24 protein-coding genes are annotated in these 26724 nt (G+C 69.2%); 12 read left to right on the forward strand and 12 right to left on the reverse strand.

Features of this window, described 5'->3' with window-relative positions:
* Nucleotides 1–144: 144 nt before the first annotated feature.
* Entirely contained in the window at nt 145–618 is a 474-nt protein-coding gene (locus tag AC08OX_RS04245; RefSeq protein WP_476606608.1) for a hypothetical protein, read from the forward strand.
* Between the two features lie 277 nt (nt 619–895).
* On the opposite strand, the gene AC08OX_RS04250 is transcribed toward AC08OX_RS04245, so the two are convergent.
* Nucleotides 896–1405 (reverse strand): PH domain-containing protein, encoded by a 510-nt coding sequence (locus AC08OX_RS04250; RefSeq protein ID WP_476606609.1) that lies wholly within the window; start codon nt 1403–1405, stop codon nt 896–898.
* Nucleotides 1406–1454: 49 nt separating this feature from the next.
* Nucleotides 1455–2387 (reverse strand): biotin--[acetyl-CoA-carboxylase] ligase, encoded by a 933-nt coding sequence (locus AC08OX_RS04255; RefSeq protein WP_476606610.1) that lies wholly within the window; start codon nt 2385–2387, stop codon nt 1455–1457.
* A gap of 179 nt (nt 2388–2566) precedes the next feature.
* On the opposite strand from AC08OX_RS04255, the gene AC08OX_RS04260 reads away from it, so the two are divergent.
* From AC08OX_RS04260 to AC08OX_RS04275, 4 genes are all read left to right on the forward strand, one after another.
* Nucleotides 2567–4162, forward strand: a complete 1596-nt coding sequence (locus tag AC08OX_RS04260; protein ID WP_476606611.1) for an acyl-CoA carboxylase subunit beta — start codon at nt 2567–2569, stop codon at nt 4160–4162.
* Nucleotides 4163–4287: 125 nt separating this feature from the next.
* The gene (locus AC08OX_RS04265; protein ID WP_476606612.1) at nt 4288–4539 is read left to right on the forward strand and encodes an acyl-CoA carboxylase subunit epsilon; all 252 of its coding nucleotides are present in this window, start codon (nt 4288–4290) and stop codon (nt 4537–4539) included.
* A gap of 113 nt (nt 4540–4652) precedes the next feature.
* The gene (locus AC08OX_RS04270; RefSeq protein ID WP_476606613.1) at nt 4653–6410 is read left to right on the forward strand and encodes an acetyl/propionyl/methylcrotonyl-CoA carboxylase subunit alpha; all 1758 of its coding nucleotides are present in this window, start codon (nt 4653–4655) and stop codon (nt 6408–6410) included.
* 71 nt (nt 6411–6481) lie between these two features.
* On the forward strand, nt 6482–6907 hold the full coding sequence (locus AC08OX_RS04275) for a DUF5313 family protein (RefSeq protein WP_476606614.1): 426 nt from the start codon (nt 6482–6484) through the stop codon (nt 6905–6907).
* A 203-nt stretch (nt 6908–7110) separates the two neighbouring features.
* Here AC08OX_RS04275 and AC08OX_RS04280 read toward each other — a convergent pair whose 3' ends face one another.
* Nucleotides 7111–8592: an NAD(P)H-quinone dehydrogenase gene (locus tag AC08OX_RS04280; RefSeq protein WP_011435149.1), complete on the reverse strand. Its 1482-nt coding sequence runs from the start codon at nt 8590–8592 to the stop codon at nt 7111–7113.
* Between the two features lie 193 nt (nt 8593–8785).
* Here AC08OX_RS04280 and AC08OX_RS04285 point away from each other — a divergent pair, with 193 nt between their 5' ends.
* Nucleotides 8786–9226: a gamma-glutamylcyclotransferase family protein gene (locus AC08OX_RS04285; protein WP_011435148.1), complete on the forward strand. Its 441-nt coding sequence runs from the start codon at nt 8786–8788 to the stop codon at nt 9224–9226.
* 70 nt (nt 9227–9296) lie between these two features.
* Here the strand turns inward: AC08OX_RS04285 and AC08OX_RS04290 are convergent, their stop codons facing one another.
* The 4 genes from AC08OX_RS04290 to AC08OX_RS04305 all read right to left on the reverse strand — a co-directional run bounded on the left by AC08OX_RS04290 (nt 9297) and on the right by AC08OX_RS04305 (nt 14354).
* Entirely contained in the window at nt 9297–10514 is a 1218-nt protein-coding gene (locus AC08OX_RS04290) for an amidohydrolase (protein ID WP_476606615.1), read from the reverse strand.
* Between the two features lie 75 nt (nt 10515–10589).
* Nucleotides 10590–11738, reverse strand: a complete 1149-nt coding sequence (locus AC08OX_RS04295) for a glutamate--cysteine ligase (RefSeq protein WP_476606616.1) — start codon at nt 11736–11738, stop codon at nt 10590–10592.
* Between the two features lie 221 nt (nt 11739–11959).
* Entirely contained in the window at nt 11960–13822 is a 1863-nt protein-coding gene (gene aspS, locus AC08OX_RS04300) for an aspartate--tRNA ligase (protein WP_476606617.1), read from the reverse strand.
* Nucleotides 13823–14003: 181 nt separating this feature from the next.
* Complete coding sequence (locus AC08OX_RS04305; protein WP_476606618.1) at nt 14004–14354, reverse strand: hypothetical protein; 351 nt, start codon at nt 14352–14354, stop codon at nt 14004–14006.
* Nucleotides 14355–14429: 75 nt separating this feature from the next.
* Between AC08OX_RS04305 and AC08OX_RS04310 the strand changes: the two genes are divergently transcribed.
* Together AC08OX_RS04310 and AC08OX_RS04315 are read left to right on the forward strand one after the other, a co-directional pair.
* Nucleotides 14430–15242: a purine-nucleoside phosphorylase gene (locus tag AC08OX_RS04310; protein ID WP_476606619.1), complete on the forward strand. Its 813-nt coding sequence runs from the start codon at nt 14430–14432 to the stop codon at nt 15240–15242.
* An 18-nt stretch (nt 15243–15260) separates the two neighbouring features.
* Nucleotides 15261–17267, forward strand: coding sequence for a phospho-sugar mutase (locus tag AC08OX_RS04315; protein WP_476606620.1), 2007 nt, complete (start codon nt 15261–15263; stop codon nt 17265–17267).
* On the opposite strand, the gene upp is transcribed toward AC08OX_RS04315, so the two are convergent.
* Complete coding sequence (upp, locus tag AC08OX_RS04320) at nt 17213–17851, reverse strand: uracil phosphoribosyltransferase (RefSeq protein WP_476606621.1); 639 nt, start codon at nt 17849–17851, stop codon at nt 17213–17215. The genes AC08OX_RS04315 and upp overlap by 55 nt on opposite strands.
* A gap of 49 nt (nt 17852–17900) precedes the next feature.
* On the opposite strand from upp, the gene deoC reads away from it, so the two are divergent.
* A complete protein-coding gene (gene deoC, locus AC08OX_RS04325) occupies nt 17901–18671 on the forward strand; it encodes a deoxyribose-phosphate aldolase (RefSeq protein WP_476606622.1) in 771 nt (256 codons plus the stop codon).
* A gap of 51 nt (nt 18672–18722) precedes the next feature.
* On the opposite strand, the gene AC08OX_RS04330 is transcribed toward deoC, so the two are convergent.
* The 4 genes from AC08OX_RS04330 to AC08OX_RS04345 form a co-directional block, all read right to left on the reverse strand.
* Nucleotides 18723–19463, reverse strand: a complete 741-nt coding sequence (locus AC08OX_RS04330) for a DNA-3-methyladenine glycosylase I (protein WP_476606623.1) — start codon at nt 19461–19463, stop codon at nt 18723–18725.
* Complete coding sequence (locus AC08OX_RS04335) at nt 19463–20563, reverse strand: adenosine deaminase (RefSeq protein ID WP_476606629.1); 1101 nt, start codon at nt 20561–20563, stop codon at nt 19463–19465. The genes AC08OX_RS04330 and AC08OX_RS04335 overlap by 1 nt, the downstream gene beginning before the upstream one ends.
* 87 nt (nt 20564–20650) lie before the next feature.
* Complete coding sequence (locus tag AC08OX_RS04340) at nt 20651–21955, reverse strand: thymidine phosphorylase (RefSeq protein WP_476606624.1); 1305 nt, start codon at nt 21953–21955, stop codon at nt 20651–20653.
* Nucleotides 21952–22386, reverse strand: coding sequence for a cytidine deaminase (locus AC08OX_RS04345; protein ID WP_476606625.1), 435 nt, complete (start codon nt 22384–22386; stop codon nt 21952–21954). The genes AC08OX_RS04340 and AC08OX_RS04345 overlap by 4 nt, the downstream gene beginning before the upstream one ends.
* Nucleotides 22387–22507: 121 nt before the next feature.
* Here AC08OX_RS04345 and AC08OX_RS04350 point away from each other — a divergent pair, with 121 nt between their 5' ends.
* The 3 genes from AC08OX_RS04350 to AC08OX_RS04360 form a co-directional block, all read left to right on the forward strand.
* Complete coding sequence (locus AC08OX_RS04350) at nt 22508–22726, forward strand: hypothetical protein (protein WP_476606626.1); 219 nt, start codon at nt 22508–22510, stop codon at nt 22724–22726.
* Nucleotides 22727–22785: 59 nt separating this feature from the next.
* Complete coding sequence (locus AC08OX_RS04355) at nt 22786–24831, forward strand: protein kinase domain-containing protein (protein WP_476606627.1); 2046 nt, start codon at nt 22786–22788, stop codon at nt 24829–24831.
* A gap of 93 nt (nt 24832–24924) precedes the next feature.
* Nucleotides 24925–26724, forward strand: a 1800-nt coding sequence (locus AC08OX_RS04360) for a serine/threonine-protein kinase (RefSeq protein WP_476606628.1), incomplete at its 3' end; no start/stop codon positions are given.

The raw sequence follows: 26724 nt of genomic DNA on the forward strand, positions 1-26724 counted from the left end.
GCGTTTCTACGAATTCTGGACCTACGACGACTATCGAATCGCGTTCTCCGCGGATGATCAGGATCCGGGTAACCTCAACAGATGGTGGAAGTCGTTCGATCCACTCCGCCATTGAGCTGACCTTCCTCGGGAGACCGGATACCTGTGAACGGTTCCGAAGACGGATTCCCGCGGAATCCGGCCGACGGTGACGATGATCCATCCGGTGGAACCGGCTCGTGGTGGCGTCGCGGACCCCTCACCGCGATCGTCCTGATCATCGCGGCTCTGGTCGCGAGTGGCGTCACCATCGGGCTCGCCGTGACCCACGATCCGAGCGACAGCCCCGCCGGTCGCCACCCGTCGGCGTCCGGCACGACGGGCACCGCAGGCACCGTGGCCTCCGGAGGGCCCGGCGTCGGACCATCGCCGGGCCCGACGCTCGACGCCGCCGAGGCCCGGCTGCGGTCCTCGCTCAAGCCGTTCGCGGTCGACGAGTGCACGAGTGCGCCGCCCAGCGGGGGACAGGCGGTACCCGATGGCGTGGAGGCGGCCCTCAGCTGCGTCCCCGGGGTGGCGACCGACGCTCCGGCCCCCCTCGAATCCTCGTCCTGCGTTACCGGGACGCCTCGGCCCTGACCCGCGACATCGCCCGCCGGTCCGCAGCCCTCGCCGACGTCGGCGACTGTTATCAGGGACAGACCGGCATCGAGCGCTGGGCACGCGGCTCCCAACTCCGTGGCACCTTCCTCTGCGATGCAAGACCCGGCCGGTTCTCGGTGTTCTGGACGGTTGACGACGAGCGTCTCGGCTTCGCCACGGAGGATCCGCAGGCCGACAAATTGCTCGCATGGTGGCGGGAGTTCGATCCGGTGTGACGGATCTGCCGTGCTTGCCGCCTCCGGCCGTCCCGGCGTCAGGCCCCCGGATAGCCCCGTGACTGGTAGGGCGCGGAGAGATCGGCGAGGGTTTCCTGCACCCGCTCGGCGTGCGGCATACACGACAGGCTGGCCCGGCCCCGCTGCCCCACCATCTCAATGATCAGCTCACCCGAGCCCAGAAGCCGGTCGATGACGTTCTGCTGCACCGTCGCGCCGACCAACCAGGCGAGCGGGACGTCACGCCCGACCCGCGTGACGACCCCTTCGCGGATCACCAGTCGATGGTTCGTCACGACGTAATGGGTCGTCATTCGACGTAACCATGGCATCACACTCAGGTAGCCGATCGCGCCGAAGGCGACCAGAAGCACGAGATACTGGATGGGCTTCTGCAACACCCCTCCGGGTGCGAAGAAAACCCCCAGCACGGCGAAAAGGAGGGCGGCAACCGTCCAGAACGCCGGGACTACCAGGCTGACCCAGTGCGGGTGCACATGAAGGACAACCTCTTCGTCCTGGGTGAGGATATCGTCGGGAAACGCCACGGCAACGATCGTCGCATCTCGGGCGGACAGATCACTGCCGGGTCCCTCGTCACCGCAGGTGAACGATGTCGGCGGCGCTGTAGGGTCGCCCGTTGACGACGAGCCGGCCGTCGGGGTCAACGTCGGTGGCGGTCCCGAGCACCGCCGAACCGTCCGGCAGCTCGACGCGCACCCGCCTGCCGATCGTCGCGCACACCCGTAGGTACTCCGCGCGAGCCGCTTGCGGGTCGGCCTCCCAACCAGTGATCGCCCCGACGAGATCCGCGAGTACCACCCCGAGCAGCTTGGTCCGGTCCAGGGCCGCCGGAAGCGCGCCGCTGAGCAGCAGGCTTGTCGACCGCTCCGGGAGCTCGTCATGCTCCGCCATGACATTCAACCCAAAACCGATAATCACCGAGGGTGACGATAGTGGGACCTGGACGACCTCAACCAGGATGCCGGCGAGCTTCGCGTCGTCGACGAGAACGTCATTGGGCCATTTCAGGACTGCGGGAACCGCCGCCACCTCACGTAGCGTCGCTAGGAGCGAGGTTCCGACCACCATGGGCAGCCAGCCGAGCAGTGACATCGGTACCCGGGGTTGCAGCAGCAGCGAGACCGTCAACCCGGCACCAGGGCGAGACTCCCATGATCGGTCAAGCCGGCCACGACCCGCCGTCTGCCGTTCGGCGACGAGAACCCGTCCCCGGCCGCGGGCGGTGTCTTCGCCGCGGGCGGTGTCTTCGCCCCGGGCGATGCGCGCCAGCGCGGCGTTGGTCGAGTCGATCTCCTCTACCACCGTCAGGTCGAGACCGACCGCGGCGGCACGGGCCGCGAGGCGTGCGGCGTCAAGCGGTTCACGTGTTCCGACGGACGAGGATCGCCCCTCTCCGGCAGGGCGGGCCCGAGGGGACGCCGGCGAGGGCTTGCCGGACGGGAGCTTGCCGGACGCGGGCTGCTCAGGAGAGGGTCCCGCGGGTGCGGGCTCCTTCGAGAGTGGCACCGGTCCACTCTGCCAGACCGTCCGGTCACCCGTCGGCGACTCGGACGATCGGCGGACGATCGGCGAACTGATCCGGGATACGGTCAACTCGCCGGAGGCCCACGAATCTCGCCTATCCGGTGAGATCCGCTGCACATCAATCACACGCGTGGACCCGCGGGGGTCGTACGCTGCCGGTTATGGCTCTTCCCGCGTCCGCAGAGGATTCCGCTCCCGACCCGCACACCACCGCAGGCCGACTCGCCCACCTGCGGCGCGTGAACGATGATGCCGTCCACGCCGGGTCCCAGCGAGCGGTCGACGCGCAGCATGCCAAGGGCAAGATGACAGCCCGCGAACGGGTCGAGGCCTTCCTCGACCCCGGGTCGTTCGTCGAGACCGACGCCTTCGCCCGCCATCGCGCGCACGACTTCGGCGTCCAGGCCAACCGGCCGTACGGCGACGGCGTGGTGACCGGGTACGGGACTGTCGACGGCCGGCAGGTCTGCGTGTTCAGCCAGGACTTCACCGTTTTCGGTGGCAGCCTGGGTGAGGTCTTCGGTGAGAAGATCGTCAAAATCATGGATCTTGCGTTGAAGACAGGCTGCCCCGTCGTGGGCATCAACGACTCCGGCGGAGCGCGTATCCAGGAGGGTGTCGTCGCCCTCGGTCTGTACGGCGAAATCTTCTACCGCAACGTGATGGCCTCCGGCGTCGTCCCACAGCTCTCACTGATCATGGGGCCATGCGCCGGTGGCGCCGTGTACTCTCCGGCGATCACCGACTTTACCCTGATGGTCGACCAGACCAGCCACATGTTCATCACTGGCCCCGACGTGATCAAGGAGGTCACCGGCGAGGACGTGGGCATGGAGGAACTGGGTGGCGCACACACCCACAACTCCCGCAGCGGTGTCGCGCACTTCCAGTCGGCCGACGAGACGGAGTGCCTCGAACTCGCCCGTGCGCTGCTGTCGTTCCTTCCGTCGAACAATCTCGACGACGCCCCGAGCTACGACGCCGTGGACGATCTGGACGCCGAGATCGACCCGGATCTCAACACGTTCATCCCCGACTCCCCGAACACTCCGTACGACATGCACCAGATCATCGAGCGGGTCCTCGACGAGGGTGACTTTCTCGAGGTCCACGCTCAGTTCGCCCAGAACATGATCGTCGGATTCGGCCGGGTGGATGGACGTTCTATCGGGGTGGTCGCCAACCAGCCGATGCAGTTCGCCGGCACCCTCGACATCGACGCCAGTGAGAAGGCCGCCCGGTTCGTCCGGACCTGCGACGCATTCAACATCCCGGTGCTGACTCTGGTCGACGTCCCCGGCTTCCTTCCCGGCACCTCCCAGGAGTGGAACGGCATCATTCGCCGTGGCGCCAAGCTGATCTACGCCTACGCAGAGGCCACCGTACCGAAGGTGACGGTGATCACTCGGAAGGCCTACGGCGGTGCCTACGATGTCATGGGGTCCAAGCACCTGCGGGCGGACATCAACCTCGCCTGGCCAACCGCCGAGATCGCGGTGATGGGCGCCCGGGGTGCCGTCAACATCATCTATCGACGGGATCTAGCCAGGTCCGAGTCACCGGAGACTCGTCGGGCAGAGCTGATCCAAGACTACACCGATCACTTCGCGACCCCTTACATCGCGGCGGAACGGGGCTATCTCGACGCGGTCATCAGCCCGTCGGAAACGCGGCGCGAGCTCATTCGAGCACTGCGTCTGCTGCGTACCAAGCGTGAATCCCTGCCACCGAAGAAGCACGGCAACATCCCGCTATAGGCGGGATCTGCCGTCGCCGGCTCGCCGGAAGGGGGATCCGTCCGCGGCGGAGATCTCCCGGGCCGCGGGCCCACGGACGGCATACGTACGACACACCAGCTACTCGAAGTACCGAGGAGAAAAACGTGGTTCAGGACGATGACAGGCGGGCGAGTCGGCCTCGGCTGCAGCTGATCCGCGGTGAGGCGACGCCGGAGGAGATCGCCGCTGTGGTGGCGCTCCTGACGGCTCGCGCCGTTCCCTCGTCGGCACCGGCCACCCGCCGTTCGTCCTGGGCCAGCCCGACGCTGGCGCTCCGTGGCAGTCTCACCACCGGACCGGGGGCGTGGCAAAGGTCCGGGATGACGCCGGGTGCGCGCACCCGAGCCGACTGGTGATCAACCGATAGACATGACATCGGGATGTCTGCAGCATCACATTCTGGGTACAATGACAGCAAAATGTGCGGCCCGACTCACCTACACGCAGGCCGGACGAGGACGGGAGCGACGTGCGTAAGATCCTCATCGCCAATCGGGGAGAAATCGCGGTTCGAGTGGCCCGCGCCTGCCGCGACGCCGGATACACCAGCGTCGCAGTCTACGCGGAACCGGATATCAATGCCCTGCACGTACGCGTTGCTGACGAGGCATTTGCATTGGGAGGCGCGACCCCTGGTGATTCGTACCTGCGCATCGACAAAATTCTCGATGCCTGCGAGTCCTCCGGGGCCGACGCCGTCCACCCGGGATACGGTTTTCTCTCGGAGAACGCGGACTTCGCGGAGGCCGTGATCTCCGCAGGCCTCACCTGGATCGGCCCGCCGCCGGAGGCCATCCGCCGTCTCGGGGACAAGACCGCGGCCCGGCATATTGCACTAGCGGTCGGCGCGCCGCTCGCACCCGGCACCGCAGACCCTGTGGCCGGCGTCGATGAGGTTGTCACCTTCGCCAGGCAGTACGGCCTTCCGGTTGCCATCAAGGCCGCTTTTGGTGGCGGAGGGCGCGGACTGAAGGTCGCTTGGACCGCGGAGGAGCTGCCCGAACTGTTTGACAGTGCCGTCCGGGAAGCGGTCGCGGCGTTCGGTCGCGGGGAGTGCTTCGTCGAGCGGTATCTGGACCAGCCGCGCCACGTCGAGACCCAGATCCTGGCGGATACGCACGGCAACGTCGTCGTGGTCGGTACCCGCGACTGCTCACTCCAGCGCCGTTACCAGAAGCTCGTGGAGGAGGCGCCGGCACCGTTTCTCTCGGAGGCTCAGCTCCGCTCGCTGTACGAGGCCTCGAGGGCGATCTGCAAGAAAGCCGGCTATGTCGGGGCCGGGACCGTCGAGTTCCTCGTCGCCCGCGATGGCATGATCAGCTTTCTTGAAGTCAACACCCGCCTCCAGGTCGAGCATCCGGTGACCGAAGAGGTCTCCGGAGTAGACCTGGTTCGCGCCCAGTTCCGTATCGCCGAGGGTGAGGCACTCGACTTCACCGATCCGGCTCCTCGCGGTCACTCCATCGAATTCCGCATCAACGGTGAGGATCCCGGCCGTAACTTCCTTCCCGCACCCGGCACGGTCACCAAGCTGATCGCGCCGGCAGGCCCCGGCGTCCGGCTCGATACCGGCATCGAAAGCGGCAGCGTCATCGGCGGCGCCTTCGACTCCCTGCTCGCAAAGCTCATCGTCACCGGAGCAACCCGGCAGGAAGCTCTGCAGCGGGCTCGGCGCGCCCTCGATGAGATGGTCATCGAGGGAATGGCGACGGCACTGCCGTTCCACCGCGCGGTCGTACGGGATCCCGCCTTCGCCCCGGAGGACGCCGCAGAGCCTTTCCGTATCCACAACCGCTGGATCGAAACCGAGTTCGACAACACCATCCCGGCCTTCGCGGGAGGGACTGAGGCCGACACCGCCCCCGAGCCGCGGGAGACCGTGGTTGTCGAGGTGAGCGGCAAACGCCTCGAAGTCGTGCTACCCGCCGGATTCGGTTCTGCCCCCGTCGCCGCTTCCCGGGGAGCGGCGCCCAAGCGGCGCGCTCGCGGCACGGCGGCGGCCAAGGTCACGGGCGACGCCCTGGCCAGTCCCATGCAGGGCACCATCGTGAAGGTCGCGGTCAACGACGGCGACACCGTTTCCGCGGGTGATCTGATCATTGTTCTGGAAGCGATGAAGATGGAACAGCCGATCAACGCGCATCGGGATGGCACGGTCACCGGACTGGCTGCGACCGTCGGCGCCGTTGTCACCAGCGGCACCGTGCTCTGTGAGATCAAAGACTAGAGCACACTGAAGCTCGACCTGCCCACCGTCGGCTGCCACCTCTCCACCGCAGACTTCATAGGCTGCGAGGTATGGACGGTAACGACAGCCCGACGGTGAGCGGCCAGGACCGGAAGCTGCAGGACCGGAAGCTGGCGGTGGCCCGCCCGGTCGTTCAGCGACCACCGCTGACCGGGCGAGTGCACTACCTGCTTGGGGGGACCCTTCCTCCGGCCTACAACGGCTGGGTCTCGCATGACCTCACCGGCCCCGGCTGGAGGCTGCGCCAGGCGACACGGCCCTTCCTGCTGATGTTGCCCTTCGCGCTGATCTTTGCTCTGCTGCCCGGTGAGCTCGAAGTCCGAGCCATCGTCGTCGCGTTTCTTCTGATCTCTGGGATCGGGCTCGGCTTCGCCACCAGCGGGTTCTTCCGGAACCGCCGGCTGGAACAGCATGGCTTTCCTCCAATTTTCCCCACGAGCGACGATGAGGACGAGGGGGACGAGGACAACTCGTAGCCTTCTCCACAGGCAGGCGTCGGCAGTACTCGCTGCGCCGACCTTCGTCATGAGAGTCGGGACGGGCCGGTGCACGCGCCACTCGTCTGCGTCTGCGGGCAGCGCCCGGCAGCGGCGACTGCCGTCCGCGGCCCGACACGGCAGCCCAACACGGCAGCCCAAGATGGCAGGAGGTGCCGCGCGCGGCCCTGCCGGGCCCCTGCTCACTCTGGGTTGTCGAATCCCGCGAAGAAGTCGCGCGTACGCAGGACGCGAGCCGCCTCGGTGATCGATCCGGAGAGCGACGGGTAGATCGAGAACGTATGTGCGATTTGATCGACGGTCAGACCGTGTTCGACCGCGAGCGAGATGGAGAGGATGAGTTCGGATGCACGCGGCGCGACAATGACACCGCCAAGCACACTTCCACTCCCCGGACGGCAGAACAGTTTCACGAAGCCGTCCTCAATACCCATCATCTTCGCCCGCGGATTCCGCGAGAGTGGAACTGTGGTCACCTCGGCTGCGACTGCCCCGGTGTCCTTCATCACCTGCGTGACTCCGACGGTGGCGATTTCCGGCTCGGTGAAGATGTTGGACGACACCGTCCCGAGCCGCAAGGGTGTGACGGCCTCGCCGAGGGCGTGCCACATGGCGATACGCCCCTGCATCGCGGCGACCGATGCGAGTGGGAGGACTCCGGTGCAGTCACCGGCCGCGTAGACACCCGGCACCGAGGTCCGCGACATCCGGTCCACGTTCACATGCCCACCAGGCCCAAGCCGCACCCCCACGTCAGTCAGTCCCAGGCCCTTGGTGCGGGGTACCGAACCAACCGCCATCAGAGCGTGGCTTCCCGTAACGGTCCGGCCGTCGGTCAGCTCGACGATCACACCGTCCCCGATGCGCCGTACCGACGCCGCCCTCGATCGGTTGAGCACCTCGATCCCACGCCGCACGAACACATCCTCGATGACCCGGGCGGCATCCGGGTCCTCCCCCGGCAGCACGCGTTCGCGCGAGGAAACCAGCGTGACCTCGGCGCCAAGCGCCCGATACGCGCTGGCGAACTCGGCTCCGGTGACGCCAGAACCGACGACGACCAGATGTTCGGGTATCTCCTTGAGATCGTAGAGGTGGCGCCAGGTGAGAATCCGCTCACCATCTGGCCGGGCCGTGGGGAGGTCGCGTGGTGAGGCGCCGGTCGCGATCAAAATCACATCACCGACGAAGGTTTCACCGGTGCTGGTCTCGACTGCGTGCGGCCCGACGAGACGCCCAGAGGCGTGCACGACATCGACCTTCTCGCGCTCGAGCCGGCGCTCGATGTCCAGGGACTGGGCCTTGGCTAGATCACGGACCCGTTCGTACACCTGCTCCGCATCCACATTGACGACCTCCGGGGGCGTGAGCGGCCGGGTGCCCGAGTCCGTGCCGGTACTGATCCCCCAGGCCACGGGGGGCAACGCCGGTTCCGGCCCAGAGCCAAGACTATGCGGGCGGACACCCAGACCGGGAGCTAGAGCGAGGTTCGTCATGGTCTCCGAAGTTGCGATCAAGGTTTTGGAGGGGACGCAGTCGGTGAGCACACAGGCACCACCGACCCCCTCCGAGTCGATGACGGTGACCGTCGCGCCGAGTGAGGCGCCGACGAGAGCCGCCTCGTAGCCTCCGGGCCCTCCACCAAGAATGACGATGCGAGTCACGTGCCCTCCCGATCCGGTATCGCTTCCTTATCATCTTGCCCCGCCGCCGCGGCCGCTCTCCTGCCGGTGCGGGAGGCTCCGTAGGATCGCAGACGGAGTCCGACATCGGCGATGTCAGGTAGGGCCATCTTCCTCCTTTCATGAGCGGAAATTACAGTTACAATCACGCACCGTAACCCTCCGAGAGATCACAATGACCTTGTACGCGGCTTACGCCGGCAACCTCGACCCGGCGCAGATGAAGGAGCGGGCCCCGCACTCGCCCGTGACCGGCACTGGATGGATCAATGGCTGGCGTCTCACGTTCGGCGGTGAAAACGTCGGTTGGGATGGAGCCTTGCCGACCATCGTCGAGGCTCCGGGCGCTCACGCGTACGTCCTTCTGTACGACCTTGACCGTTACGACCTGGAACGGCTCGACGTCTGGGAAGGCGCGGACACCGGCCTGTACACCCGCATCCGGGTGCGGGTCTCCACCCTTGATGGGGAGGCCCTCGCCTGGACCTATGTTCTCGACGCCTACGAGGGAGGACTCCCGTCGCGCCGGTACCTCGAGATGATCGCCGATTCCGCGGAGAAGGCCGGGGCACCCGCCGATTACGTGGCCGAACTCCGTTCGCGACCGACCGCATGACGCATCACGGCAGCGTGACGCATCACACCATGAGGCGCGGCCGCGGATCCGGACAGAGGCGGACGTAGCGTCACGGCGCCGGGGGCGTATGGGTCAGCAGATCGAGAGCCGCGCCGGCAAGCAGCTTCACGCCCACACCGATCGCCCTCTCGTCCACGTCGAAGCTGCCCTGGTGAAGGTCGTAGGTGTGGCCGCCGGGTGTCCGAGTGCCCAATCGGGCCAAGGCCCCCGGCACGTGGTTCAGATACCAACCGAAGTCCTCGCCACCAAGCGATTGCGCCACCATGGTGGAGGCCCCATGACCAAACACGCGGTCGACGACGGTCCGAAGGACCTCGACGACATCCACGCTGTTCACCACGGGCGGCACTCCACGGCGGTAGTCGACCACGATCTGTGCTCCGTACGGTGCGATGAGCTGCTCGGCAACCTGAGTGACCAGCGCCGGCACGCTCTCCCAGGTCTCCCGGGACAGGGTGCGGACCGTGCCTCGAAGCTGACCGGTACGAGGGATGGCGTTGGCAACGGTTCCCGCCTGCACCTGACCCCAGACCAGGGAGAGCGCCGACCTGGGATCGACTAGTCGCCCCAACGCGGCAGGGAGATCGGCCGCAAGGCGGACGAGCGCGTACACCAGGTCGACTGTGTTCTGTGGCCGGGAGGTGTGACCGCCGGGCCCGGCCAGCGTGATTTCGACGGCATCGGCGGCAGAGGTGATCGGACCCGTCCGCAGACCGATCATGCCCAGGTCGAGCGCCGGATCGCAGTGCACCGCGATCGCCGTGGTCACCGGCTTCAGCACGCCCGCGTCGATGATGTCCAACGCGCCGCCCGGCATGAGCTCCTCCGCGGGCTGGAACACCAGGCGCACGGTCCCGGGCAGCGTGGACACGCGTGCGACCTCGGCAAGTGCGAGTCCGGCGCCGAGCGCCACGGTCGTGTGTACGTCATGTCCGCAGGCGTGAGCCACACCCGGAACGGTGGAGCGGTACGGCACGTCCTTGATATCCGAGAGCGGAAGAGCGTCCATGTCGGCCCGCAGCATGATCACGGGAGCGCCTGGATCATGATCGACGCCGGCACCGATGTCACACCACAGGCCAGGAAGGTCCGGCAGGCGCTGCGGCGACAGTCCCGCGGCCCGAAGCCGCGCCTCGACCTGCTCGGCAGTGCGGTGCTCCTGCCGGCCGAGCTCCGGGTGAGCGTGGAGATCGCGACGCAACGCGATCAGCTCGGATTCGTGCGCGGCCACCCACCCGGCGACCGCCGCGGTCTCGTCAACCTTCATCTGCCGGCCGGGCTCCTCCCTGCACACGCCACGCGGGCCCTGAACGCAGGCGGTTCGGGGTATTCGCCGGCGTGTCTAGCCGTCGACTACCGGACGGCCGGTGTTCATCTCTTCGAGAAGGGTATCGACGACCCGGGTGAGCTCTCCACCGGCCCGCCGGGCGGCGTCCCGCTGCCGGATATAGCTCGCGCCCGTCCGCAGGATAGTCAGCGTGTCGGAGAGCTCGGATGAACAACCGAGACGGTGGGCGACCGGAAGCAGATCCTCCACGAGATCGGTGATGTCATCCCGGACCGGCCGGATACCGCCCCGACCATCGACGATGATCTGCGCGTCCAGACCGTACCGGGCCGCCCGCCACTTGTTCTCCTGCACGAGCCATCGTTGCGGGGTCGGGAGGCGATACCCACGATCGATCTGGGTGTTCATGCGGTCAACCAGGCACTGCGCGAGAGCCGCAACCGCCCCCACCTCCATCAGGGACGGCAGACCATCGCAGACCCGCAGTTCCACGGTGCCGAAGTTGGGATGTGGACGGATGTCCCACCAGACCTCGCGGATCGTCTCGATGGTGCCGGAGACAATCAGTGTCTCCATGAACGACTCGAAACCCGGCCAGTCCTCCAACGGGTACGGCAGTCCCGCGGTGGGCAGGCTCGCGAAGACCTGTGATCGCGATGAGGCCAGCCCGGTGTCTCCGCCCAGCCAGTAGGGCGACGACGCCGACAAGGCGAGAAAATGTGGGACATAGGCCATCAGAGCGTTCACGATCGGCATGGCCTTGTCCGCAGACCGCACTCCGACATGTACGTGGACGCCGAAGATGAGCAGCCGCCGGGCCAACCACTGCATCTGGCTGACCAACCGGAAATAGCGATGATCCTCGGTGATGCGCTGCCCCATATAGTTACTGGCCGGGTGCGTGCCGCTGCACATCAGCCCGATCCCGCGCCGTTCCGCCAGATCGCGCAGCAGCGAGACGGTTCCAGACAGGTCCGCGGTCGCTTCCTCCACCGAGTCGCAGACCCCGGTGATGACCTCGATGGTCGACTCGAACAGCTCGTGCTTGGCCTTGGCCGCCTCGCGCTCCCCGACCTTCGCCCGCAGCTCGTGAAGAATCCCGCTGGCCTCGCCGCGAAGTTCGCGCGATTGCTGGTCGACGAGCTGCAGCTCCCATTCGATGCCGAGACTGGTGCTCGACGACGACGAGAAAGGGATCTGCACCTGGCCTCCTGGGATCGGGTCTCGGGGTCGGTAACAGCTCGGGGTCGGTAACAGCACCAGACAGCCGTCACCCACCGGCTCGGCTCACGGGCAGCAGAAGGTGACTACCCCATTCGGCCCGTTCCTACCCCACCACCCCACCGGGGAAGCTGGCCAAAGGCCTGGTCGCGGCAATGCCCGGCCCCGACCACCTCACCGCTCATCGGCCAGGCCCGACGCACTCAGACGGCTACCGGTCCCGGTCCCTGTCCCGGTCCCTGTCCCGGTCCCTGTCCCGGTGCCGTGACCACCCGCACCCCCAGCTCACGCAGCTGACGATCGGTCACGGGCGTCGGGGCGCCCGTCAACGGGTCGAGTCCCGACTGGGTCTTGGGAAAGGCGATGACCTCCCGGATGTTCTCCTCACCGGCGAGGATCGCCACCAACCGGTCGATCCCCACCGCGAATCCGCCGTGCGGTGGCGCCCCGTAGCCGAAAGGGGTGAGGAAGAAGCCGAATCGAGCCTTCGCCTCCGCCGGCGAGATTCCGAGGATCCCGAAGATGCGCTGCTGGAGATCGCTCTCATGGATCCGGATCGAACCGGATCCGAGTTCCCAGCCGTTGAGCACCAGATCGTACGCCCGGCTACGCACCGCGAGCGGATCGGTCTCCAGCTTGTCCACATCGTCGGGGTGCGGACGGGTGAAGGGGTGATGCCCCGGCTTCGGCCGTCCGGTGCCAGGGTCCACCCCGACGAACAGCGGGAAGTCGACGACCCACACGAACCGCAACGGGCCTTCGCCGGCCGGTGGGCGGCCCAGATCGTTGCGAAGCTGGCCGAGTACCTCGCAGGTGGTCGCCCACTCGTCGGCGACCAGGAGAAGAAGGTCTCCCGCCACCGCCGCGGTTGCCGCGACGATGCCGGCGAGTTCCTCGGCGGAGAGGAACTTCGCCACCGGGGACTCCAGTTCGCCGCCGGGACCGACCCGCATCCAGACCAGGCCCTTCGCGCCCAGTCCCTTCGCCCGCGCGGTGAGATCGTCGAGCTTGCGCCGGTTGTGCGAGGCCGACCCGCCGGGTACGCGGATTCCCCTGACGGCCTCGGCCCCGGCGAACGCCTTGAAACCGCTACCCGCGAAGACCGCGGTCAGCTCTACGAGTTCCATGCCGAACCGCAGGTCCGGCTTGTCGACCCCGAAGCGGTTCATCGCCTCGTGCCAGGACATCCGCTCGATCGGCGGCACGAGGCCGCCGGTCACCGCCCGAGCCGCGGCCAAAACCGCCGCCGACGTCACGTCGAGCACGTCGTCCTGGTCCACGAAGCTCATCTCGAGGTCGAGCTGGGTGAACTCGTACTGCCGATCGGCCCGTAGGTCCTCGTCGCGCAGACACCGGGCGAACTGGAAATAGCGATCCGTCCCACCCACCATGAGCAGCTGCTTGAAAAGCTGGGGTGACTGCGGGAGGGCGTAAAAACTGCCTGGGAACTGGCGCGACGGAACGATGAACTCCCGCGCTCCCTCCGGGGTCGAGGGCATCAGCAGCGGCGTCTCGACCTCGACGAAGTCCAGCCGGGCAAGCGCCGAGCGCATCGCCGCAAGAACCGCCGAGCGGATCCGCAGGTTGCGCTGCATCCGGTCACGGCGCAGATCGAGATAGCGGTAGGCGAGACGAGTGGCCTCATCGACGGAGTCGGCTCGATCGTCCAGCGGGAACGGCGGCGGTGTCGCGACCGAGAGCACCTGCACCTCGCAGTCGCGTAGTTCGACCTCGCCCGTGGCCAAGGCGGGGTTCGCGGTCCCCTCCGGGCGGACGGCGACGGTACCGGTGATCCGCAATACGTACTCGGTCCGGACGTCGACCGAGCCGTCGACGACCGCCTGAATGATCCCGGAATGGTCACGCAGGTCGACGAAGGTCAGCGACTGGCCGTGCTGACGGCGATGCGCCACCCAGCCACACACCGTCACGGTCTGGTCAACGTGATCCGATCGCAGATCACCGCACACATGTGTGCGCATGGCCGTGCGCTGCCGCCCGCCCGAGGTGGCGGCCCCCGCCACCGGGATCGGTAGCTCGCCGGTGGTCGACTGGGTCGTAGTCATCGATCCGTTGTTCCCATCGCAGTCTGGTCCGGCCCGCCGGGTACTTTTCTCGCCAGATGTGTGGCGATGTCACCGCGCCCGTCGCGGGATCCAGTCCTGACCCTATCGGCCGGTAACCGCGAGACCGCCGCTCCCGGCGGCCACACAGGCCGCACAGGCCGCACAGCGAGATCGTTCACTGTTAGCGCAGCGCGCGGATGAAACGGCTCGCCTCCCCGCGTAGCCGGGCCGGGATGCGCAGAACCTGACGGCCGCGGGGAGTGGTGAGCTCGACGGTGATCACATCTCCGTGCTTGACGCCTCGGGACGCCGTCACCTCACGACGGTCGAAGACGACGTCGAACCAGTCGCCCTCCCGCGGGAAGGGGGCGAGGACCAGCAGCCGCCGATCGGTCAGCACGATCCAGCGCGAGGCCCCGAACCGGTGTCCGACGAAGGATTCGACCTTCGCCGTGAACCGTCCGGGTCCGCTCGGGTCGGTGAGCCGACCGCGCAGCACGACCTCGGTAAACTCGCCGGACTCCAAGGGCACTGCCGGGAGACGACGGTGGGACGGTATCAGAGGCACGGGAGTCAGTGTCCTCCACGCACCCCGTACAGTCGCCGGGTGAGGGCACAGGCGGACGAACCGAATGCGGCGGCCTCGGCCGCCACCCTGGCCGAGCTGACCGGAGCCGGCCGGCACGACATCGCGATTGTGCTGGGATCGGGCTGGCCCCCGGCCGCCGATGTACTGTCCCGGCAGGCGACCGACGTCACCGAGGTCACGTTTACCCAACTCGGCGGCTTCCCCTCCAACACCGACGTTCCCGGGCACAAGCCGACCGCACGCTCCGTCCAGCTCGGCGACCGTCGCCTGTTGATCTATCTGGGTCGCGTGCATCCGTACGAGGGCCATGACCTGTCCCGGGTGGTCCACGCGGTCCGCCTGGCCTGTGCGGCCGGCGCGTCGACCGTCATACTGACGAACGCCGCCGGCGGTCTGCGCGCGGACATGTACGTCGGCCAGCCCGTCCTCGTCGCTGACCATCTGAACCTGACCGGCCGCTCGCCCCTGGTCGGCCCGGCGTTCACCGACCTGACCGACGCCTATTCCCCCCGGCTACGGACGCTTGCCCGCGAGGTCGATCCCACCCTGACCGAAGGGGTGTATGCGGGACTGCCCGGTCCGCACTTCGAGACACCCGCGGAGATCCGCATGCTGCGGCTCCTGGGAGCCGACCTGGTCGGCATGTCGACCGTGCACGAGACGATCGCGGCACGGGCCGCCGGAGCGGAGGTGCTGGCCCTGTCCCTGGTCACCAACCTCGCGGCGGGGATGAGCGGCAAGCCGCTGGATCATCTCGAGGTGCTGACCGCGGGGGCCGCCGCCGCGGAACGCCTGGGTATCCTGCTCGCCGACATCGTCACCCGGCTGTAGGACCGCGGCGGAACCGCGATGCCGTCCGCGTCCCGACCAGGCCCGACGTCCCGACCAGGCCCGACGTCCCTGCCCAGCCCGCTCGCCGAGCAGGTCGAGGCCTGGCTGAACGATGATCCGGATCCCGCCGACCGGGCCGAACTGGCCCGACTGCGCGACGGCGCGGGTCACGATGCCACGCTGCTCGCGGAACTGACCACACGTTTCCACGGACCGCTGCGGTTCGGCACAGCCGGGTTGCGCGGGCCACTGCGCGCCGGTCCAGCCGGCATGAACACCGCAGTGGTGCGCCGCGCCGCCGCCGGACTCGCCACCTGGCTCACGAGCAGGGCGGCACCGGCGGCACCGGCACCACCAGCACCACCAGCACCGGCGGCACCGAAGCCGGATCCGGCCACGGCCGGGAGCTCCATAAACGCCGCACCGGGCTCGGCCGCGGCCCCGAATTCCTCGACGGCGACCGTCGTCGTCGGCTACGACGCCCGGCATCGCAGCGAGGCGTTCGCCCTCGACAGCGCCCGGGTGTTCGCCGGTGCCGGATTGCGGGCGCTGGTACTCCCCAGGCCGCTACCCACTCCGGTGCTGGCCTTCGCCGTGCGCAGGCTGGGCGCGGACGCCGGTGTGATGGTCACGGCCAGCCACAATCCGGCCACCGACAACGGCTACAAGGTCTACCTGGGTGATGCTTCCTCTGACGCCGCGAGGGGAGCGCAGCTCGTGGCTCCGGCGGACCGTGAGATCGAAGGAATGATCGCGGCTGCCGGCCCCGCCCGGGCGATCCCACTCGCCGAGACCTGGCGGAGACTCGATGCGGATGTCGTCGACGACTACATACACGCGGCGGCCACGGCCGGCCGGGCAGCCACAGCCACAGCCACAGCCACCAACCTACGCACAGACGTGACCACAGACGCGGCGGCCCTGACCGTTGCGTACACCCCGTTGCACGGTGTCGGCGCAGGCGTTCTCGGCGCCGTGTTCACCGCCGCGGGTCTCGCCGCACCCAAGGTCGTCCACGAGCAGGCCGAACCCGATCCGGAGTTTCCGACAGTCCAGTGGCCGAACCCCGAGGAGGCGGGGGCGATGGACCGGGTTCTGGCGCTCGGCGAGCGCATCGACGCCGATCTGGTACTCGCCAACGATCCCGACGCCGACCGGTGCGCCGTCGCCGTCGGAGGGCGGCTACTCAGCGGCGACGAGGTCGGTCTGCTTCTCGCCGATCATGTCCTGCACTCCCGCCCCGGTCCGGTGGCGACCACCATCGTCAGCTCCTCCGGTCTGCGTGCGCTGGCCGCCGAGGTCGGCGTTCCTTACGCCGAGACGCTGACCGGATTCAAGTGGATCATGCGTACGGACGCGCGGCTGGTCTTCGGCTACGAGGAGGCACTCGGCTACGCCGTCGCCCCGGAGCTGGTCCGCGACAAGGACGGCATCACCGCCGCCCTCGCCATCGCCCTGGTCGCCGCGCGGGCGAAGCGACGAGGCCGGACCTTGCCAGACCTGCTCGACGAGTTGTCCGCACGACTCGGTGTCCATCTCACGGGGCAACGCTCGGCGCGCTTCGACGACGTCACCCAGATCGACGAGACGATGCACCGCCTGCGGGCCCAGCCGCCGACCAGCCTCGCCGGGCGTCCCGTCACCGCAGTCCGTGACCTGCTGGCCGGCGGACGGGACGGGGACGCACCGGCGGGAGGCATCCCCCCTCGACCCGCACGCCCCGTGGACCGCGCCGACGCGGCGCATCCGGTTCTGCCACCCGCTGACGTGCTCATGCTGTTCCTCGACGAGGACCGGGTGATCTTCCGCCCGAGCGGGACCGAACCCAAACTGAAAGTGTACCTCGAGACCGTGGAGCCGGTGCCGGGGCATGCCGTCGACGCGGTGCCCGCAGCTCGGGACCAGGCCGCGGCACGCCTGCTCCACCTGCATACGGCCGCGGGCAATCTGCTCGACGGACGCGACGGAGATCACATCTCGCCGAAGATCCGATCACCCGCGTCGCCGAGCCCGGGCACAATATAGGCCGTCTCGTTCAATCTCTCGTCGACCACGGCGGTCACAATGGTCAGGTCCGCCGTGCCGACCGCAGGGCCACCGGATTCCAGCGCCGCAAGGCCCTCCGGTGCTGCCACCACGGAGACCACGGTGACGCCCCGCGCCCCGCGGTCGGCGAGCAGCCGCAGACAGTGCAGGGCCGAACCGCCGGTGGCGAGCATCGGGTCGAGCAGCAGCACCGGGCGGCCGGCCAGATCGCTGGGCACCGCCTCCAGGTAGACCGTGGGTTCGAAGGTCGTCTCGTCGCGGGAGAGCCCGATGAACGCGGTGTGGGCGTCGGGAAGCAGGTTGAGCGCCGCCGGCAGCATGCCGAGCCCGGCCCGCAGCACCGGGACGACGACCGGCTCCGCGGCCAGCCGCGCCCCGGAGGCCGTGGCCAGCGGAGTCGTGACGGCGACCGGCATCGTCGGCAGCGTACGGGTCGCCTCGTACACGAGCATCATCGCCAGGTCGTACAGGACGGGCCGGAACCGGGAGCGGGGCGTGCGCTCGTCCCGCAGGACGGTCAGCGACGAGGCCGCGAGGGGATGGTCGACGATGTGCAGCTGCACGGAAGGACTCCTCGTACGCGAAGCCGGGCGATCGGCAATGATGTAACGTATGACAACGGCTCCGGCAGGATCGGACCGTCCCGGCGAGGAACCCGAGAAGTCCCCCTCCCGACCGGCCGCCGGCGCTCGCCCCACGCTGCGGCGCGCCGAGGTGGCCCGGATGGTCGACCACACGCTGCTACAGCCGTCCGCCACCGGCGAGGAGATGCTCGCGCTGTGCGGGGAAGCTGCCAAGCTGGGTGTCGGTGCCGTCTGTGTGGCGCCGACCCATGTCTACCTGGCCGCCGCGAGTACCCGACGGGACCGCGGTGAGGTCAGGCCGGCCTTCGGCGTCGCCTCTGTCATCGGCTTTCCGCACGGCACGCACCTGACCGTCATCAAGGCCGAGGAGGCGCGGCGGGCGGTCGCGGACGGCGCCACGGAGATCGACATGGTCATCGACATCGCCAACGCGATGGACGAGAACTGGCGAGCGATCGAAACCGAAATCACCGAGGTCCGGCTGTCGGTGCCGCCGGACGTCGTACTCAAGGTCATCCTGGAGACAGCCCTGCTGCCGGACGAGAGCATCGTCGCCGCCTGCCGGGCAGCGGAGGCCGGCGGCGCCGAGTTCGTCAAGACCTCCACCGGTTTCCACCCGGCCGGCGGGGCCAGCGTGCGCGCAGTGCGGGCGATGGCGGCGGCCGTGGGTGGCCGGCTCGGCATCAAAGCCTCGGGCGGCATCCGCACCACCGAGAAGGCGATCGAGATGATCGAGGCCGGCGCGACCCGGCTCGGGCTGTCCGCCTCCGCGGATGTGCTCGCCGGCTTTCCCAGGTGACCGGCTTCCCCGGATGATCTGCCGGAGCTCCACCCAGCCCATCCGACCGGTTCACGGCCACGGACTGAACCGCCGCCGACGGCCACAGCCGAGATCTGACGGCTGGCCCACGCCCCCGGCCACCCAGCAGCCAGACAGATGATCATCAACGAGCCCGCAGGCCTGCATCAGAGCATAGGCGGTGGTCGGACCGACGAAGACGAACCCCGCCGCGCGCAGCCCCTTGGCGAGCGCCACCGACTCGGGGGTCTTCGCCGGCACGTCGGCAAGGGTGGCCGGCGCCGCCCGCCCCGTCGGCTCCGGCTGGAACGACCAGATCAGTTCCTCCAGAGGATGGTCGAGCGTAAGGACGGCGCGGGCGTTGGCGATCGTCGCCTCGATCTTGCGACGGTTTCGGACGATGCCGGCGTCGGCGAGCAACCGGTCGACATCCGCGGAACCGAACGCGGCCACGGCTGCCGGGTCGAATCCGGCGAACGCCGCCCGGAACGCCGGCCGCTTGCGCAGGATCGTCAACCACGACAGACCGGACTGGAACGCCTCCAGGGTCAGCCGCTCGAACAGACCGACCGTGTCCCTGACCGGACGCCCCCACTCGTAGTCGTGGTAGGCGACGTACTCCGGCGTGGACAGACCCCACGGGCATCGCGGGCAACCATCGGCTCCCACCACGACATCCGAGGCGGGCCTCACCGGGACATCCGAGGCGGGCCTCACCGGCCCGGACGTCCCGGACCCGGAGATCCCGCTACCGAGCAGATCGGGTTCAGCGCCCGGCGGACCGCCGCTCATCAGGCTGACTCCGCGGAGACGAGCTCCGCATAGCCCGGCTTGATGACGTTGTTGATGAAATCGAGCCGCCGGTCGAAGGGCAGGAAGGCGGACTTCATCGCGTTGAGGGTAAGCCAGCGGATGTCGGACCAGCCGTAGCCGTTGACGTCCACGAGGGTCGCGAACTCACTCGACAGCGACACGCCGCTCATCAGCCTGTTGTCCGTGTTGACCGTGACCCGGAACTGCAGCCGGCGAAGCAGCCCGATGGGGTGCCGCTCGATGCTCGGCGCGGCTCCGGTGTGCACGTTCGACGAGGGACACATCTCCAGCGGCACCCGGACGTCGCGCACGTAGTTCGCGAGATCACCGAGGATCGCCCTACCGTCCGGATCGACCGTGATGTCATCGACGATGCGCACTGCGTGCCCCAGCCGATCGGCGTTGCACCACTGCACGGCCTCCCAGATCGACGGCAGGCCGAACGCCTCGCCCGCATGGATCGTGAAGTGGCCGTTCGCCCGCTGGATGTATTGGAAGGCATCCAGGTGACGGGTGGGCGGATTACCCGCCTCGGCGCCCGCGATGTCGAACCCGACCACGCCGGCATCGCGCCACCGGACCGCGAGCTGCGCGATCTCCAGCGAACGGGCCTGATGGCGCATCGCGGTGAGCAGAGCGCGAAGGTGCAGCGGTGTGCCGGCCGAACCGGCTCGGAACCCGTCAAGCACGGCCTCGACCACCGCGTCCAGGGACAGCCCGCGCTCGAGGTGCAGCTCGGGTGCGAACCGCACCTCGGCGTAGACGACGCCGTCGGCCGCAAGATCCTCCGCGCACTCCCGCGCCACCCGCATGATCGCATCCTGGGTCTGCATCACCCCCACCGTGTGCCGGAACGTCTCCAGGTAGCGGACGAGCGAACCGCTGTGCGCGCCGCCACGGAACCAGGTGCTCAGGGCGTGGACGTCCGTGGTCGGCAGATCGCGGTAACCGGTCTCGTCGGCGAGCTCTACCACCGTGGCCGGCCGGAGCCCGCCATCAAGATGATCATGAAGCAGTACCTTCGGTACCTGGCGGATATCCTCGACCGTGATCGCCGGGGACCGTGCGTCGTTCGTCATCATGTCCTCCGTCATCGTCTCGACGGTAGGCCACGGGTACGACAGAACAGCGACGGCACGATGACGACCCGGACCGCCGGGACCGGTTCAGCTGATGTGATCGAGGACAAGCGGTGTGCTCGGGGGTGGCGCCGCGGCGACCTCCACCGCTCCCGCCAGGGCCTCCCGGGCCCGCTCGACGCTGGCCGGGTCATCGGTGTGCAGTTCCAGCAACGGCTCGCCGGCCGTGACCGGGTCACCGATTCCCACCCGCCACCGCACGCCCGCCGTCGCGGAGACCGCGTCCTCCTTGCGGACCCGGCCCGCGCCAAGCCGCCAGGCCGCCAGGCCGACCGCTCGGGCGTCCAGGCGGTGGAGATAGCCGGTCGCCGGCGCGGGGACGGTCTCGACATGACTCGCCGCCGGAAGCGGCGCGTCCGGATCGCCGCCCTGGGCCGCGACCATCGCCCGCCACACCGCAAAAGCGTCCCCGGCAGCCAGCACCTGCGCGGGATCATGAAGAGCACCGGACCGGTGGCCGAGTTCGGCGGCGACGAGGTCGATCATCACCCTGGCCAGCGCGACGGTGACCTCCACCAGATCCGCCGGCCCACCACCACGGAGGGTCTCCACGGCCTCGGCCACCTCCAACGCATGCCCGGCGGTCCGGCCGAGGGGATGGTCCATCCCGGTCAGCAGGGCCTCGGTGCGGACCCCGGCGGCAACGCCGATCCGGACCATCGTCCGGGCGAGCTCACGGGCCTCATCCACCGACGTCATGAAGGCCCCGGAGCCGACCTTGACGTCCAGGACCAGCGCCGACGTGCCCTCGGCGATCTTCTTGCTCATGATCGACGATGCGATGAGCGGGACCGACTCGACGGTTCCGGTGACGTCCCGCAGCGCGTAGAGCCGGCGATCGGCCGGGGCGAGGCCGGCACCCGCGGCGGCGATCACCGCACCCACCTCGGCGAGGAGCTCACGCATCCGGGTGGCCGACAGATCCGCCCGCCAGCCGGGGATCGCCTCCATCTTGTCCAGCGTTCCACCGGTGTGACCGAGCCCCCGCCCGGCGAGCTGTGGGACCGCGGCCCCACAGGCTGCGACCAGCGGCACCAGCACGAGCGAGACCTTATCGCCGACCCCTCCGGTGGAGTGTTTGTCGACGGTGGGACGTCCCACACCGGTCAGATCCAGGCGCTCCCCACTGTCGATCATTGCGGCGGTCCAGCGGTCCAGCTCGGCGGGAGTCATCCCGCGCCACACCACCGCCATCAGGTACGCCGACATCTGCTCGTCGGCAACCAGGCCCCGGGTGTAGGCGTCGACGAGCCAGTCGACGGCCCGGGGATCGACGGGTCGACCGTCCCGCTTGGCCCGGATCAGATCGACGACGTCGAAGCTTCCGCTCACGCGACACCCGGCAGATCGTGCGGTCCGAACGCTGCGGGGAGCAGGTCCGCGATGGTGCGCACGCCGTCGCCCATGGCGACGAGCAGATCCGGCCCGCCGTGCTCGTAGAGCAGCTGACGGCACCGTCCGCAGGGCGCCAACGGCGCACCGTCGGAGTCGACGCAGGCGAACGCCAGCAGCCGACCACCGCCTCTGACGTGCAGCGCCGAGACGAGACCGCATTCGGCGCACAGCCCGAGGCCGTAGGACGCGTTCTCGACATTGCAGCCGACGACGATCCACGGGTCGTCACCGGTGGTACGTCCGGCGGCGTCCGGCAGATCCACGACCAGTGCGGCAGCACCAACCCGCAGACCCGAGTAGGGCGCGTAGGCACTCTGTGCGACACGGACAGCAGCGTTTCGCAACCGCTCCCAGTCTTTGTCGTTCACACTCCACCCCATGTCCGTGGTCCGTTCGGTCGCTGTCGCCAGCATGCCCGACCCCCCACGATCCGGCCACGATGTGATCCCATGGACGCGGGCCCCACCGGCGATCGGAAGGGACGACGGGATGGCAGGCGAGTCCCCGGACAATCCGGGTTCGGCCAGGGCGGTGACCCTCGTCGGGGGACGGTACCGGCTCGACGGGGTCATCGGACGCGGCGGATTCGGCGTCGTGCACCGGGCCACCGACGAGCTGCTCCAGCGCGTGGTTGCAGTCAAGGAAGTACGGCTGCCGCTCGGGGAGAACGCGGACGAACGCGGACGAACGCGGACGAACGCGGCCTGACCCGCGAGCGGGTCCTGCGCGAGGCGCGCGCCGCCGGTCGGCTGCATCATCCCGGTGCCGTGGCCGTCCTCGACGTCATCGACGATGGCGAGCTGCCCTGGATCATCATGGAATACGTTGACGGCCGGTCCCTCGGCACGATCATCAACGATCGCGGACCGCTGCCGGTCGAGGAGACGTGCCGGATCGGCATCAGCCTCGCCTACGCCCTGGAGGCCGCGCACCGGCTCGGCGTGGTGCACCGCGACGTCAAGCCGAGCAACGTGCTGGTGACCGCGGACGGCCGGGCCCGGCTGACCGACTTCGGCATCGCGGTCAGCCAGGGGGATCCCCGGCTGACCAGCACCGGGATGGTGATGGGCTCCCCCGCCTACCTGCCGCCGGAACGCGCCCGTGGCGATGCCGGCAGCGCCGCGGGTGACCGGTGGGGACTGGGCGCCACGCTGTTCACCACCGTCGAAGGTTACCCGCCCTTCACCGGCGGTGACCCGATTTCGGTGCTCGCTGCCCTGGTTCAGGGACGACGCCAGCCCTTCCGGCTGGCCGGACCGCTTGTACCGGTGATCGACGACCTGATGGCCCCGCACGAGGCGAGCCGACCACCGCTCACCGTCGTACGCAGGCGACTGCGCGAGATGGTCGAACGAGATGCGGTCCGCCGGCCCTCGCGTCCTTCTCGGCCCACTCGCCCCCGCTCATCGACACGTACCACCTCCCCGGCCGCACGGGCCGTACCGACCACACCGGCCGAGTCCGCCACCGCAGCATCCGCGGCCGCGACCCCCGCAGCCACGATGCCCGTGCCGCCCAGAGCACCGGAAACACCGGAAACACCCGTCGGCGCCGCACCGGCACAGGTCGCCGAGACCGTCCTCGCCACGTCACCCGCCCACCCCTCACCTCCCGAGGAGGCCACCGAAGCCGTCCCCTCCGGCGACGTCACCGGGTTCCCGGAGACCGAGGCCCGGTCGGAGACCAGTGCCGTCTCCGGGATCAGTGCCGTCCCGGCACCGGTGGCCGCCCTGACCACGCCGGGCGCCGAGACGCGTCAGGACGACACCGAGACGCGCCAGGACACCGAGACGCGCCAGGACACCGAGACGCGCCAGGACACCGAGACGCGCCAGGACACCGAGACGCGCCAGGAGGCCACGCCGTCGCGGACACCTCGGTCCCGTCCCACCGGGCCGTTGGAGCGCATGCACTCGATCGACCGGATGCGTGCCCTGGGCGGAATCCCGGCCCGGGCCCGGCTCATCGGCCGAGGGCACGGCAACGGTCTCACCGGCGGCGACGTCGAACTGGCTAATCTCTTCGCCACTGCCGCACCGGCCTCCCCGCCGTCGACCGCCCGGCTGCGGCCGGCGCCCGACGGGCCGGCGGGAATCGGGCCGGCGGAAGATCCGCCACGCGACCCCGGCGCCGGTGATCGACGCCGCGTGACCATCGCCGTGGCGACGCTCGTGGCGCTGGTCGCCGCCGCGATCATTGGCATCGTGATCGTGGTGACAGGGGGCCCGGACGACAGGAGCCGCGACACCTCGGCCAACCAGACCGGCGGCATCTCGGCGCCGACCGGAGCCGGCGGGTCGGCCCTGGCGGATCCGGCGGCGGCCGGGGACCCCGTCGCCCGGGAAACCACCCCGGTCGCGGGCCCGCCTGGCTGGGTGTCCTACGTCGATCCCACCGCCGGCTGGTCCGTGGCGTACCCCTCGGCCTGGCAGCGCCGTGAGGGGCCCGGCGGACCCGGAAACGTCGACTTCGTGGACCCGGCTACCCGGTCCTTCCTACGTGTCGGTAGCGTCAGGCAAGCAAACACCTCTGCCATCGGCGACTGGCAACGCAACGAGGCCGGCTTCCGGCAGAGCGTGCGGGATTATCGGCAGATACGGCTGGCTCCCAGCGATGGTGGGGATGGCACCAACCAGGCCGACTGGGAGTTCGGGTACCGCGGGTCGGACGGGGTCATGGTGCATGTGCTCAACCGGGGTGCAATTCGCAACGGCCACGGATATGCCCTGTACTGGCATACCAGGGAGGATCTGTGGCTGCAGGATCAACCGTTGATGCGCCAGCTGTTCGCCACCTTCCGGCCCGGTCCGTGATGTCGGCCATCGATGGATTTGCGGTGCCCGTAGTGTTCGGAAAGATGCGGGCCGTCCGGCGCGCGCATCAGTCCATCTGTCAGACTTGACACGATGGCTAAATCGGCAAGCGTGCCCCCGGACACCTCCCGGCACGGCACACCTCGCTACGTAGCGCAACGCTACCGGCTCGACGCGCCCATCGGGCGTGGTGGAGCCGGTGTCGTCTGGCGCGGTGAGGACGAACTACTCCAGCGTCCGGTCGCCATCAAAGAGATCCTCGTGCCGATGGCCGGCGCGCAGAACGAGCGCGACGCGATTCGGGCCCGGGTTCTTCGCGAGGCCCGCGCCCTGGCCAGGCTGCACAGTCCCGCCATCGTCTCGGTGTACGACGTGGTCGAGGAACATCAGCGGCACTGGATCATCATGGAACTCGTCGACGCGGACAGCCTCGGCGATGTGATCCGCAACCAGGGCCCGCTGCCTTTCGACCAGGTCGCCGCGATCGGGCTGGCGCTGACCGACGCGCTCGCCGCGGCTCATTCGGCGGGCGTGCTCCACCGCGACGTCAAGCCCGGGAACGTCCTGCTCGGGCGGGACGGCCGGGTGCGGCTCACCGACTTCGGCATCGCCGCGACCGAGGGCGACGTGACCCTGACCGGCACTGGGGCCCTGGTCGGCTCCCCGGCCTACATCGCTCCCGAGCGGGTCCGGGGCTCCTCCGGTACTCCCGCGAGCGACCTGTGGGGGCTCGGCGCGACGCTGTACTCGGCCGTCGAGGGTCAGCCGCCGTTCGAGGGCCCGGAGACCTACGCCGTACTGACCGCCGTGGTCGAGGGCCGCCGGCGGGCCTTCCGGCTAGCCGGTCCGTTGCGCAACCTGCTCAGTGACCTGATGAACCGGCCGGCCGGGGAGCGGCCCGACGTCACGGAGATCCGCCGGCGGCTGATCCCGATCGCGCGCAATGCGAATCCGGTACCGGCTTCGGTCATGCACGCCCGTCCTCGGACTGACGAGGAGACGGACGCGAGTTCCGTCGACGTCGGCCTGGAGAACCTCGACGACCCGGCCGAGCCGGCAGCAGGCGCCGGACCGGCCGCGGATTCCCGGTCGGGGTCGAGCGGCGGTGTCGCCGGGACCGCGGGAGTCCAGGCGGGCGAGGCAGCTTCGGCGGCCGGGGGAGACCAGGGGGCTGTCCCGGGCCCGGGGAACCGCCTGACGAACCGCCCGGCGTCCGCCGCCACGCCGCCCGTCCCCGCTGACCGCGACGTCACCGTGGATCCCCTGCTCAACCCCCTTGGCGGGGCCGCCGTGGCGGCCGCGGGCGCTGCCGGGTCGCGCACCGGTCGCAGGGAACCCGACCGCACCGGCCCATCGAACCGCGTGATCCCGCCGGATCGGACCACGCCGCAGAACCGCGCAGCACCGCCCGGCCGGACGCGGCCCGACCCCGACCACGACGCGCCGACCAGCATCGGGCTCAACAGCGTGGCGGGGCCTTCGGTGGACGACGACGTGACCCGCATCGGCGCGGTCACCCCCGTGTCGGCGACCTCCGACCTGGATCTGTTCGACGACGACAATCACGCCGCCGGACTGTTGCCCCTCGGCGAGGCTCGGCGCCGCGCCGAGCCTGCCCGCCACGACGGACACGGTCGCGGACCGGGCGACCCCCAGCGGCGTCGGCAGCGGACGATCGCGGTCGTGGCCGGAGCGGCCATGCTCGTGATGGGCGCGGCCATCGCCCTGACCGTCGGGCTGACCTCCGGCGGCTCGACCCCCGGGCCGAACGATGTCACCGCGCAGCAGACCACGCCACCGCCCATCGCGACCATCGCTTCATCCCCCCCGGCCGTGACTTCACGATCCGCCGCGTCTGAGGTCGTCGCCCCGGACTCCCCGCGCTATACCCCC

This window comes from Frankia sp. CoBUL1, from assembly GCF_978021245.1.

Coding starts and splice junctions, on each gene's coding strand:
- AC08OX_RS04260 (WP_476606611.1), top strand. CDS start 2,567: ATGGCTCTTCCCGCGTCCGCAGAGGATTCCGCTCCCGACCCGCACACC.
- AC08OX_RS04275 (WP_476606614.1), top strand. CDS start 6,482: ATGGACGGTAACGACAGCCCGACGGTGAGCGGCCAGGACCGGAAGCTG.
- AC08OX_RS04285 (WP_011435148.1), top strand. CDS start 8,786: ATGACCTTGTACGCGGCTTACGCCGGCAACCTCGACCCGGCGCAGATG.
- AC08OX_RS04290 (WP_476606615.1), bottom strand. CDS start 10,514: ATGAAGGTTGACGAGACCGCGGCGGTCGCCGGGTGGGTGGCCGCGCAC.
- aspS (WP_476606617.1), bottom strand. CDS start 13,822: ATGACTACGACCCAGTCGACCACCGGCGAGCTACCGATCCCGGTGGCG.
- AC08OX_RS04315 (WP_476606620.1), top strand. CDS start 15,261: ATGCCGTCCGCGTCCCGACCAGGCCCGACGTCCCGACCAGGCCCGACG.
- deoC (WP_476606622.1), top strand. CDS start 17,901: ATGACAACGGCTCCGGCAGGATCGGACCGTCCCGGCGAGGAACCCGAG.
- AC08OX_RS04330 (WP_476606623.1), bottom strand. CDS start 19,463: ATGAGCGGCGGTCCGCCGGGCGCTGAACCCGATCTGCTCGGTAGCGGG.
- AC08OX_RS04335 (WP_476606629.1), bottom strand. CDS start 20,563: ATGACGAACGACGCACGGTCCCCGGCGATCACGGTCGAGGATATCCGC.
- AC08OX_RS04350 (WP_476606626.1), top strand. CDS start 22,508: ATGGCAGGCGAGTCCCCGGACAATCCGGGTTCGGCCAGGGCGGTGACC.